Source organism: Vibrio sp. 2096, from assembly GCF_033339595.1.
Lineage (GTDB): Bacteria > Pseudomonadota > Gammaproteobacteria > Enterobacterales > Vibrionaceae > Vibrio > Vibrio alginolyticus.
In genome coordinates this window covers 140980-153066 of record NZ_JAWOUX010000011.1, presented here as the reverse complement: position 1 = coordinate 153066, position 12087 = coordinate 140980, and the positions used below count along the sequence as shown (strand labels likewise).

Sequence of the window (12087 nt, the reverse complement as noted above, 5' to 3'; positions counted from 1 at the left end):
GCTGAAGGTAAGAACGACCTAAAAATCAACCTAACGGACAGCTACGGCCAAGAGCAAGAAATCAACATCAGCGCAAAGGCGGGTGACGATATCGAAGAGCTTGCGACTTACATTAACGGCCAAACTGACCTAGTGAAAGCCTCAGTAGACCAAGACGGTAAACTGCAAATCTTCGCTGGCAACAACAAAGTTGAGGGCGAGGTCGAGTTTTCAGGCGGTCTATCTGGTGAACTAGGCTTAGGCGAAGGCAAAAAAGTAACAGTAGATACTATCGACGTAACCTCAGTTGGTGGCGCACAGGAATCTGTTGCTATCATCGATGCGGCACTGAAATACGTAGACAGCCACCGCGCAGAGCTAGGTGCATTCCAGAACCGTTTCAACCACGCAATCAGCAACTTGGACAACATTAACGAGAACGTGAATGCGTCGAAGAGCCGTATCAAAGATACAGATTTCGCGAAAGAAACGACGGCAATGACCAAATCACAAATTCTATCGCAAGCGTCAAGCTCAATCCTTGCGCAAGCGAAACAAGCGCCTAACTCAGCGCTAAGTCTGCTAGGTTAATCAATTTAACAAAGCAAGAAACCAAAGCCAGGCTCATCCCTGGCTTTTTGCTTATTGGCTATAACGATTCAGATGTGTCCTGACAGTATGTTCGATAAGGCATTCATATCGATTAGATGATCTCTTTAAATTCCAATGTTTCTGCGATGGTGGCGCAGAGACACCTGAGTCAAGCAGCTGCGCAAAATGTTGAGTCACAACGCAACCTAACTTCGGGGTTTCGAATCAACTCGGCGAGCGATGATGCGGCAGGTTTACAGATATCGAATACTCTCCATGTACAAACGAGAGGGCTTGATGTCGCCTTAAGAAATGCGCACGACGCTTTTGCTGTTGCTCAAACAGCGGAGGGAGCATTGCACGAAAGCAGTGACATATTGCAACGCTTACGCTCTCTGGGGCTTCAAGCAGCAAACGGCAGTTATGACTCAAGTGATCGGCAAAGTATTCAATATGAGGTCGTAGCGCTGCAAGATGAGCTTGATCGTGTCGCGATCACGACAACATTTGCGGATAAAAACCTGTTTGATGGATCTTACGGTTCACAAAGTTTCCATATTGGCGCGAACGCTAATTCAATCTCTTTGACGTTACGTAACATGCGTAGCCATATCCCAGAGATGGGAGGGCAGCATTATGTTGGTGATGCGGTCGATAAAGATTGGCGAGTCACTAAAGATAACCAAACCCTAAAAGTCGAATACCAAGACAGTAAAGGGCAAACCCAAACGGAATCCATTGGACTCAAATTGGGTGACCGCATAGAACAGGTCGCCACTTACATCAATGCTCAACAATCGATAGTGAATGCTTCAGTAACGGAAAACAACGAACTGCAATTCTTCGCTTCTACGATGAAGGCGCCAGAGGGTGTGGTTCTCGAAGGGAGTTTAGCGGATGAGCTTGATGTGAGCGCTGGTCAATTAGTCACAATGGATGACATCGATATGTCGACGGCAGGTAAGGCGCAGCTTTCAATTGGGGTGATTGATGCAGCAATTAAGTATGTTGATTCGCACCGGAGTGAAATTGGCAGCTTTCAGAACCGTGTAAACGGCTCGATGGATAACTTAAATACTGTGAATCGGAGTGTTACAGAATCCAAGAGTCGAATAAGAGATACAGACTTCGCAAGAGAATCTACGGAAATGGTGCGTTCTCAAGTGCTCCAAGATGCGACAACTGCATTACTCGCTCAAGCGAAGCAAAGGCAGAGTTCGGCACTTGGATTACTTAGCTGAGCGGATTTCATTGATGTAAGTCGATCAGAAACAAAATTTCAGGTAATAAAAAACGCTGCCAATGGCAGCGTTTTTTCGTGTTCGATTAAGTAAAAATTACTTAGTTACACGTAGAACTGGAGTTTCACCAACAGTTACAGAACCAGAAAGCTTGTTTAGCTCTTTGATTTCGTCCATGTTAGAGATAACAACTGGAGTTAGCGTTGACTTCGCTTTCTCTTCTAGAAGAGCTAGATCGAATTCAATTACAGTGTCGCCAGCTTTAACAGTTTGACCTTCTTCAGCGATACGCGTGAAGCCTTCGCCTTTTAGTTCAACTGTGTCGATACCGAAGTGAACGAAAAGCTCAACACCGTCGTCAGACTCGATAGAGAACGCGTGATTAGTTTCGAAGATCTTACCGATAGTACCGTTTACAGGAGCTACCATTTTGTTGCCTGCTGGCTTGATAGCAATACCGTCACCAACGATTTTCTCAGCGAAAACAACATCTGGCACGTCTTCGATGTTTACAATCTCACCAGAAAGTGGCGCGATGATTTCGATAGCACCAGCGTCAGCGCTGTCATCAGATACAAGCTTCTTAAGTTTGTCAAACAGACCCATTGTGTCATGCTCCTAAGGTTTGGTTTTATTCTGTCGAATTATAGTATACCAATATAGCTCATTAGACGACTTTTTTCGCCGTCTAATGGCCATTAAGTATTGAATTACTTGGTACTACCGATTACTGAGCTTTCTCAGCAATAAACTTTTCTACCACGGCTTCGATTTCTTCTGCTGTCGGTAGAGAAAGGGCTTCTTCAGCCATTGCTTTCACTTCTGCGAAGTTAGAGTTGCGAACAACTTTCTTCACTTTAGGGATTGAAATGCCGCTCATTGAGAACTCGTCCAGACCCATACCTAGAAGTAGAAGTGTTGCACGCTCGTCACCTGCAAGTTCACCACACATACCAGTCCATTTACCTTCTGCGTGAGAAGCGTCGATAACTTGCTTGATCACTGTAAGTACAGCTGGTGATAGTGGGTTGTATAGGTGAGAAATCATCTCGTTACCACGGTCAACCGCTAGCGTGTACTGAGTTAGGTCGTTTGTACCGATAGAGAAGAAAGACACTTCCTTCGCTAAGTGGTGTGCGATCGCAGCAGCAGCAGGAGTTTCAACCATAACACCGATTTCGATGTTTTCGTCGAACGCGTGGCCTTCAGCGCGTAGCTCTTCTTTGTACTCTTCGATCGCTTTCTTAAGCTCACGGATTTCTTCGACAGAGATGATCATTGGGAACATGATACGCAGTTTGCCGTGTGCAGAAGCACGTAGGATGCCACGTAGCTGATCACGAAGGATTTCACGACGATCTAGACTGATACGTACAGCACGCCAACCTAGGAATGGGTTCATCTCTTTTGGAAGATCCATGTATGGGAGATCTTTATCGCCGCCGATATCCATAGTACGGATGATCACAGCTTGACCGTTCATTGCTTCCGCAACTTCTTTGTACGCTTGGTACTGTTCTTCTTCAGTTGGTAGCGCAGTACGGTCCATAAATAGGAATTCAGTACGGTACAGACCAACACCTTCACCGCCGTTACGAAGGATACCGTCACAGTCTTTCACTGTACCGATGTTACCGCAAACTTCTACACGGTGACCGTCAGTCGTTTCTGCGTGTAGGTCTTTCAGTTTCGCTAGCTCTTCTTTTTCAGCTAGGAATGCTGCTTTAACCGCTTTCGCTTCTTCTAGCTCAGCTTCTGATGGGTTAACAACAATCTTGTTGTTCATTGCGTCAAGAATCAGCATGTCGCCATTCTTAACTTTCTTCGTGATGTCGTTAGTACCAACGATAGCTGGAAGCTCAAGTGAGCGAGCCATGATTGAAGTGTGAGATGTACGACCGCCGATATCACAAGCAAAACCAAGCACGTAGTCTAGGTTGATTTGTGCAGTTTCAGATGGCGTTAGGTCGTAAGCAACAAGAATTACTTCTTCGTTGATATCGCTAAGCGAAACAATGTTGATGCCTAGTGCGTTCTTAACAAAACGAGAACCGATATCGCGGATGTCAGTTGCACGCTCTTTTAAGTATTCGTCGTCTAGAGACTCAAGAGCACATGCTTGCTCTTCGATCACTGAGTGGATAGCGTGATCAGCAGTTATCTTGTCGTTTTTGATAAGTGCTAGGATTTCCTCTTCTAGCTCTTCGTCTTCAAGAAGCATGATGTGACCTTCAAAGATCGCTTCTTTTTCTTCGCCAAACGTTTCAAGCGCTTTTTGCTTGATAGTTTCTAGCTGAGCTGCAGATTTGTTACGAGCGTCAAAGAAACGCTGAACTTCAGCTTCTACTTGATCGTCAGAAATAGTGTTTGTGTTTAGGACAATTTCATCTTCTTGAAGTAGTAGTGCTTTACCGATTGCAATACCAGGAGATGCTAGGATGCCTGAAATCATAGCCTTACCTTAAGTTTGGTCAACTTTATAAAACGGGAGAATAATGGGTGCGCTAACGAATAGTTTTAGCTTAGTTTTGAGCCTATTTCCAACGAAGCCATTTTGCTTTCACAAAATGGCTTCTGGAGTAGGAGACCGGATTAGTGTAGTTGATCCATTAGAGCAACTAGGTGGTCAACTGCTTGCTGAGCTTGTGGGCCTTCAGCAGAAATAGTAACTTGAGTACCTTTTACTAGGCCTAGTGTTTGTAGTTTGAACAGGCTCTTAGCGCTAGCGCTTTTACCGTTAGAAGTCACAGTGATGTCTGCGTCGAATGCTTTTGCTTCTTTAACAAACTGTGCAGCTGGACGAGTGTGAAGGCCGTTTTCTGCTGTGATTTCTACTTGCTTCTCGTACATGTGATATACCCCAATAAATGTATTTTTTTGTTAGTTTGTGACCAGATTTTAGCTTAACTGCTTTACATCTTGTGCGCTAGCACGGGAAGAGTTCAAAGCGCGTCAGTTCTGATACTAGTCAAAAGTTTGGTAACTACGCAACTGTTTGCGTGCGTAATCACTTTGAAACCTTTTTGTGTTCTGCTTCTTTATTTTGAAGCTAGAAATAAAACACCCTGATATTACCAAAGGTAGGGCAGGGATCAACAAAAAAGCCCCTAAACGGGGCTTTTTTAAACTAAAAATTGATTTGAACACATATTATTGTTGGTTCTCTTTTTCGGTAAAGATACCTGCAAAGAGTGCTGTACTTAGGTAACGCTCACCGGAACTTGGCAAGACAGTTACAATTGTTTTTCCTTCAAATTCAGGTAGTTCTGCAAGTCGGTTCGCTGCAACAACCGCTGCGCCAGATGAGATACCAGCTAGGATACCTTCCTCTTCCATTAGGCGACGAGCCATCTCAATCGCTTCTTCTGAGGTAACTTGCTCAACACGGTCAATAATGTCTAAATCGAGGTTACCAGGGATGAAACCAGCACCGATACCTTGAATTTTGTGTGGGGCAGGTTGGATTTCTTCGCCAGCAAGTGCTTGTGCAATAACCGGAGACTCTGCTGGCTCAACTGCAACAGAAGTGATGGCTTTGCCTTTTTCACCTTTGATGTAACGGCTTGTACCTGTGATAGTACCGCCCGTACCAACACCAGCAACGAATACGTCGATTTCACCGTCTGTCGCTTCCCAAATCTCAGGGCCCGTAGTCTTTTCGTGGATTTCTGGGTTCGCTGGGTTGTCAAATTGTTGAAGAAGTAGGTACTTCTCAGGGTTGCTTGCTACGATTTCTTCTGCTTTAGCAATCGCCCCTTTCATGCCTTTCGCCGCTTCAGTCAGCTCAAGGTTCGCGCCTAGTGCTTTTAGTAGCTTACGGCGTTCTAGGCTCATTGATTCAGGCATGGTCAATGTTAGCTTGTAACCGCGAGCAGCCGCTACGAATGCTAGAGCAACACCTGTGTTACCACTGGTAGGTTCTACAAGCTCTACACCTGGCTTAAGAAGGCCCGCTTTCTCTGCTTCCCAAATCATGTTTGCACCGATACGGCACTTAACACTGAAGCTAGGGTTACGCGCTTCAATTTTCGCGAGAACTTTGCCTTTACTTACTTTGTTTAGACGAACGAGAGGTGTATTACCAATAGTAAGAGAGTTATCTTCGTAGATTTTGCTCATAGTGATGTTCCTTCATTACACGTTGTGTGAATATGGATAGAAGAATATGCGGTATGAAAAAAAGGGAAAAGGATTAAAAAGTTATATCTTATTAGGTTGGCCCAGAACTTGATAAAAGAAAAGGGAAAAGCTGGCGCTGATCCCTTTCCTTAATCTCTAATCGACTATCGTTGGTGCTTAAACTCCGCGACCCACATAGCGGTTGCACCACATATTGCTACAGGCATGACAATGAGGTTCAAAATTGGGATCGTCGTAAATACAGACACCAATACCCCAAAGCCATAGGCCTTACCTTGCTTTTGTTTCAATTTGTAACGCATGTCGTTAAATGGGATTTTGTGGTTATCAAACGGGTAGTCACAATATTGAATCGCGAGCATCCAGGCGGTAAAGATAAACCATAAAAATGGGCCTACTGTTTGTCCAAGGGCAGGGATGAGCAATAACAGGAATAGGCCTATTGCTTTAGGTAAAATGTAAAGGAGCTTTCTCCACTCACGAGCTAAAACGCGAGGAACATCTTTCAGGACGGCAGTGAAACCATCATCATTTACTTTTTGTCCCGTTAAGTACTCTTCCACTTTTTCAGCCAAGAGGCCATTGAATGGCGCGGCGATAAAGTTCGCGAGCGTGCTGAAAAAATAGGAGAAGGTAGCGAGTATCGTTAGAGCGAGTAAAGGCCAAAGAATGTAAGTTAACCAGGATAAAAACTCAGGCAGCTGCCCAATCCAGCCTTCTATCCATATATTAAGGTTTGAAAATAGATAGAAGATGGCACCACCTACAAGCAAGATATTTGCAAGTAGAGGTAAGATGACAAAGCGCCTGATTTTAGGGGCTAGTGCCAATTGTATCCCGTATAGAAAATAACCGAACCCGGTTCTCTGCTGATTGTTTTTCTTCATGTCTATTTTGGCTTCGTGTAAATGAAAACTCATTGTACCTGTGAGGACTTTTCTTTCAAAGCCCTGACAAATGACGTCTTGTTAAGTGGAATCGTGGCAAGAATCACAACAAAAAACGGAACTTCTTGCATTAAGTTGTTCTAAATCTACATATAGTTTTGGTAAAGTAAACGTATCATTCAGATTTATTGCACTTGGGTTGCTGCTCAAGGAACTGCGAGTAGTAAAAACAAGTATATTGAGAGTAAATAATGCAGGAATTGCGATTCGTACTCATTGTTGTTGGCGCATTAGCCATCGCGGCATTACTGTTTCATGGTTTATGGAGCAGTAAAAAAGAAGGCAAAGCAAAGTTTGGTAACAAGCCACTTGGTAAGCTGGATGTTGACCAAGAAGACAAAAATGATCTTGTTGAGAAAGAACGAGACTTCGCTCCCGCTCCTGAAGATGACTTTGAGATCATTCGCAAAGATCGCAAAGAACCAGATTTTGGGATGGCGAGTTCTTTCGACAACAAGTTTGAATCTGACCCGTTATTCGGTGGTCCATCTGAAGTCAAACAGACGCAGCAGGAGCCGGATGACATCCCTTCATTTGTTGCAGAAAAAGATAAAGAAGAGGACGTTGAGCCTGTTGTTCAAGCAACAGTAGCTGAAGAGCCATTCCAGCCTGCTGTGGAAGAAGAAGTTATTCCCGCCGCGTTTGATATTACGGAGAAAGAACAGCAAGTCGAAACGGTTAGTGAGCCTGTCGTTGCAGAGCCTAAGGAAGAGCCAAAGCCAGAACCTGAAATGCAAGTGATTGTATTGAATGTGCACTGTGCTGGTGAAGAGCCATTTGTTGGTACTGCTTTATTTGAAAGTATGCAACAAAACGGTCTAATTTATGGCGAGATGGATATTTTCCATCGTCATGTCGACTTGTCCGGTAACGGCAAAGTGCTGTTTAGCGTCGCTAATATGATGCACCCTGGTACGTTTGAACATGCTGATCCTGCTGAGTTTACAACGAAGGGTATTTCATTCTTCATGACATTGCCTTGTTATGGCGAGGCTGAACAGAACTTCAACTTAATGCTCCGAACTGCGCAGCAAATTGCTGATGACTTAGGTGGTAACGTACTTGATGACCAGCGCAACTTAATGACGCCAGATCGTTTAGCATCTTATCGACGTCAAATAGTTGAGTTTAATGCCGCTAACGCATAATCTTAACAGCAAATAATAATAGGGCTCCGGATGGAGCCCTTTTTCTTGGATTTCCCAACCTCACCGATTGAAAATACACGGGGCTTTACTATGTCTGAATCAGTACTTCGGCGACTAGAAGAACTAAAAGAGTCGTTGCATTACCACGCTGTGCGTTACTACGTGGAAGATAACCCAGAGATCCCTGATGCCGAGTACGACCGTTTAATGCGAGAGTTACTGGATATTGAAGCTGAGAACCCTGACTTAATAACCGTAGACTCGCCAAGCCAACGTGTCGGTGGGCAACCTCTCTCTGCGTTTAGCCAAGTGACACATGAAGTACCGATGCTTTCGCTTGATAACGCGTTTGATGATAGTGAACTCGATAGTTTCCACAAGCGCGCACAAGAGCGCGTGGGCAGCCAGAGTGTGAAAGAATACTGTTGTGAGCCTAAATTGGATGGACTCGCCGTAAGTTTGTTATATGAGAATGGCGTATTAGTTCAGGCGGCCACTCGAGGCGATGGTACTACGGGTGAAAACATCACAGAGAATGTGCGTACGATTAAAGCCATTCCTTTAAAACTCAGGGGTAATGACTGGCCAAATCGTCTTGAAGTTCGTGGTGAAGTCTTTATGCCGAAAGCTGGGTTTGATAAGCTCAATGAATTAGCAAGGAAGAAAGGCGAGAAAATCTTTGTTAATCCACGTAACGCTGCGGCAGGTAGCTTACGACAATTGGATTCACGTATTACGGCTTCTCGTCCGCTTAGCTTCTATGCATACAGTGTAGGCGTGGTGCAAGGCGCAGAATTGGCAGCAAGTCATTACGAACGCTTTTTGCAAATCAAATCTTGGGGGCTGCCAATGTGTCCGGAAACTAAGCGAGTTGAAAGCTTGGCGGATGTAAAAGCTTACTACCAAGATATATTGCAGCGTCGTGATGCCCTCCCTTATGAGATCGATGGTGTCGTTATTAAAATTGACGATATTGCCGTGCAAGAGCGTCTGGGGTTTGTTGCTCGCGCTCCACGTTGGGCGATTGCCTACAAATTCCCAGCTCAGGAAGAAATGACGACACTGAATGAAGTGGAGTTCCAAGTCGGTCGCACTGGTGCGATTACACCTGTTGCTAAACTAGAGCCTGTATTTGTTGGTGGGGTAACGGTAAGTAATGCGACGCTTCATAACGCAGATGAGATAGAACGTCTGCAAGTCAAGATTGGTGATCACGTTGTGATCCGCCGTGCTGGCGATGTTATTCCCCAAGTCGTTTCTGTCATCAAAGAGCGTCGACCAGAAACAGCTCGAGATATTGTTTTCCCAACTCAGTGTCCTGTTTGTGGTTCGCATGTTGAGCGGATCGAAGGAGAAGCGGTAACACGTTGTATGGGGGGCTTAGTTTGCCAAGCACAACGCAAACAAGCGCTAAAACACTTTGTTTCTCGTAAAGCGTTAGACGTTGACGGTTTAGGCGATAAAGTGATCGAGCAGCTTGTTGACCGTGAGATGGTGAAAACTCCTGCTGACTTATTTAAGTTATCTGCGGGGGTTTTAACCGTACTAGATCGCATGGGGCCAAAGTCTGCGCAGAATATTGTGAATGCGTTAGAAAAATCCAAAGAAACGACTTTACCTCGGTTTTTGTATTCACTGGGGATCCGTGAAGTTGGCGAGGCAACCGCAGCAAACTTAGCAATGCACTTTAAAACGTTGGGAGCGATCCAAAATGCTACCGAAGAGCAGTTGATTGAAGTGCAAGACATCGGTGCTGTGGTTGCTCAACATATTACGACTTTCTTTAGTGAAGAACAGAACCAAGCGGTGGTTAAAGATTTGCTTGAACAAGGGATCCACTGGCCAGAGATTAATACTACTGAGCAGGTGGGGGAATTACCATTAGAAGGTAAGACGGTCGTATTGACAGGAACACTTTCTCAATTAGGTCGCACAGAGGCTAAAGAAGCCCTCCAATCCCTAGGTGCAAAAGTGACAGGTAGTGTTTCTAAGAAAACGGATATTTTGTTTGCTGGTGAAAATGCAGGTTCGAAGTTGGCAAAGGCACAAGAACTGGGTATCGAGATCAAAACAGAACAAGACTTACTCGAATTGATGAATTAAGTCTTCTCAAAAAAGCTAAAAAATAACTAAAAGCCCCGTATGGTAAGCATGCGGGGCTTTTTCTTGTTCATAATTAAGTGTTTTTTTATTGAGTAATTGATGCCTTTGTTCTTTTCAGTGATCAAGATCGAACCTTGGGTTATTGGTTTTTTTGGCTTTTTTAGTCTGCGAGTGACTTCAAGTTGATACTTTCAAGTTGAATTTAAGTGCTTAATTTTAAATGATATTTTATTGCGTTGTGTTGGTGTTGTTAAAAATAAGATCTGGATCAATAAGTTATATGGAACTTTGGAGTGGCTCATATTTTTTTAGAAAAAAAATAAGTTCCATTTGGATGTTTTTAGCTGCGAAGTTAGTCTTAATCACGTGGATACACGGTGTGTATGCAGGAACTAAAAAAAGCCAAATTAGAAATAATGAGGTTTGATCAGGAATTTACTTCTCTCCTTCGGCGGCCAACTAAAGGTGAGATAGAAAAATACAGCTATATCCATTTTTAGGAGTTTTTCCATGGACAAATTTTTTAAGGTTTCAGCGTTAACCGCAGCAATGTTTGGTGTTGTTGCTGTCGCTCCAGCTACAGCGTCTACTGAAAGTGCAGCAGGTGGCGAGTACGTAGAGAAAGTGAACGAATTTATGCAAGACTCAAGTCTGAATGCATTATTCATAGTTGATACTCGTTCACGAACTCGTACAACAGGTAAGCCCGGCGGTGAAAATGGTGACCGTTGGAGTCGTCTAAACTACTCTTCTTACAACGCAATTTTAGACTTCACTTCTGGCTACCACGATGGTTGGGTGGGCGCAGATGTTGCGGCTTACTACTCTGGCGATCTTTACAACGATAGTCTTTACAATTCAAACGAAGGCTACCTATGTAACGAAATCTCAACTTGTAACAACCTAGACTGGGGTGCAGGTGATGGTCAGCAGCTTAAAGTTTACAAAGCAGCGCTGAAATTCAAAGCAAACGAAAACTTTAATGCTCGTTTTGGTATGTTACAGGCTGGTGGTAACGGTACAATCGGTAACGTTTGGAGCTTTGTACCTGGTACTTACCGTGGTTTCGAACTGAACGCTAAACTTGGTGATTTCAACCTAAGCTACTTTGGCGCAGACCAATTTACAGCACCTTGGCTGCTTCACGAAGATGATTACGCACCAGCGCTTTGGTCTGACACTTCATGGAGCTACCTACACTCTCTAGGCCTAAACGGTAACCTAACTGACAGCTTGTTTATGCAACTTGGTTTGGGTCAAGCTACTGGCGTTCAATATGCAAATGGTGTTGACTGGGGTGCAGGTCAAGTAACTAGCTACCACAACGAAACTGACAACACTTCTTACAAGGCTTACTTGAAGTACACTGTTAGTGACCGTACAACTCTAGCATTTGATTTCTACGGTGTTGACGATGATGTGAAATACGATGGTTTAGGTTTCCACACTGGTCTATCTTTGAATCAATCTTTCGGCAAGCTAGCTTGGATGTCTGAGTTGCGCTACACAGACACAGATAACCGTGCGGACTTCGTTCCTCGTACTATTCATACATATGGTATGAACAATGGTACTTGGTCTCAGTGGTGGGACGCGCTATCTGACTGGAACAAAGCGGGTGAGCTAGCATGGTACAACCGTCTATCTTACAACCAAGGTAACGGCTGGAACTACTACCTAGGCTTTGGTTACGGTACTGGCGCTGACTCTGCAGCAAGCGGAGCATCAGGTGACTGGGATTACGAAAGCGAATACGCAGTTAACGCAACAGTATCTTACTCACTACAAAGTGGCGCGCTTAAAGGTTCTACCATTCGTTTACACGGTACAATCCTAGAACGTGATGAGTACGCAGGTGCTGGCGATGCGGATGAAACAGACTTACGTCTACAAGTTCTTATCCCTTACAGCTTCCACTAATACTTAATGGGATAATAA

General features: G+C 44.3%; 10 protein-coding genes. 5 read left to right on the top strand and 5 right to left on the bottom strand.

Going from position 1 to position 12087, the window contains the following annotated elements:
* Together R7Q41_RS18950 and R7Q41_RS18945 are read left to right on the top strand one after the other, a co-directional pair.
* The coding region (locus R7Q41_RS18950; protein WP_206958538.1) for a flagellin at positions 1-570 on the top strand (570 nt) is incomplete at its 5' end.
* A 116-nt stretch (positions 571-686) separates the two neighbouring features.
* Entirely contained in the window at positions 687-1811 is a 1125-nt protein-coding gene (locus tag R7Q41_RS18945) for a flagellin (RefSeq protein ID WP_318144631.1), read from the top strand.
* Positions 1812-1907: 96 nt separating this feature from the next.
* Here R7Q41_RS18945 and crr read toward each other — a convergent pair whose 3' ends face one another.
* From crr to cysZ, 5 genes are all read right to left on the bottom strand, one after another.
* The gene (crr, locus tag R7Q41_RS18940; RefSeq protein WP_005382041.1) at positions 1908-2417 is read right to left on the bottom strand and encodes a PTS glucose transporter subunit IIA; all 510 of its coding nucleotides are present in this window, start codon (positions 2415-2417) and stop codon (positions 1908-1910) included.
* 121 nt (positions 2418-2538) lie between these two features.
* Positions 2539-4263 (bottom strand): phosphoenolpyruvate-protein phosphotransferase PtsI, encoded by a 1725-nt coding sequence (ptsI, locus tag R7Q41_RS18935; protein WP_318144630.1) that lies wholly within the window; start codon positions 4261-4263, stop codon positions 2539-2541.
* 140 nt (positions 4264-4403) lie between these two features.
* Positions 4404-4661, bottom strand: coding sequence for an HPr family phosphocarrier protein (locus R7Q41_RS18930; RefSeq protein ID WP_005382043.1), 258 nt, complete (start codon positions 4659-4661; stop codon positions 4404-4406).
* Positions 4662-4961: 300 nt separating this feature from the next.
* Positions 4962-5930, bottom strand: a complete 969-nt coding sequence (cysK, locus tag R7Q41_RS18925) for a cysteine synthase A (protein WP_005382045.1) — start codon at positions 5928-5930, stop codon at positions 4962-4964.
* Between the two features lie 164 nt (positions 5931-6094).
* The gene (cysZ, locus tag R7Q41_RS18920; RefSeq protein WP_025767003.1) at positions 6095-6838 is read right to left on the bottom strand and encodes a sulfate transporter CysZ; all 744 of its coding nucleotides are present in this window, start codon (positions 6836-6838) and stop codon (positions 6095-6097) included.
* 251 nt (positions 6839-7089) lie between these two features.
* On the opposite strand from cysZ, the gene zipA reads away from it, so the two are divergent.
* The 3 genes from zipA to R7Q41_RS18905 all read left to right on the top strand — a co-directional run bounded on the left by zipA (position 7090) and on the right by R7Q41_RS18905 (position 12069).
* Positions 7090-8046, top strand: a complete 957-nt coding sequence (gene zipA, locus R7Q41_RS18915) for a cell division protein ZipA (RefSeq protein WP_017819969.1) — start codon at positions 7090-7092, stop codon at positions 8044-8046.
* A 90-nt stretch (positions 8047-8136) separates the two neighbouring features.
* On the top strand, positions 8137-10149 hold the full coding sequence (ligA, locus tag R7Q41_RS18910; protein WP_318144629.1) for an NAD-dependent DNA ligase LigA: 2013 nt from the start codon (positions 8137-8139) through the stop codon (positions 10147-10149).
* A gap of 510 nt (positions 10150-10659) precedes the next feature.
* Positions 10660-12069 carry a hypothetical protein gene (locus R7Q41_RS18905; RefSeq protein WP_005382055.1) on the top strand — a complete coding sequence of 470 codons (1410 nt, stop codon included), beginning with the start codon at positions 10660-10662 and terminating at the stop codon, positions 12067-12069.
* Positions 12070-12087: the final 18 nt, after the last annotated feature.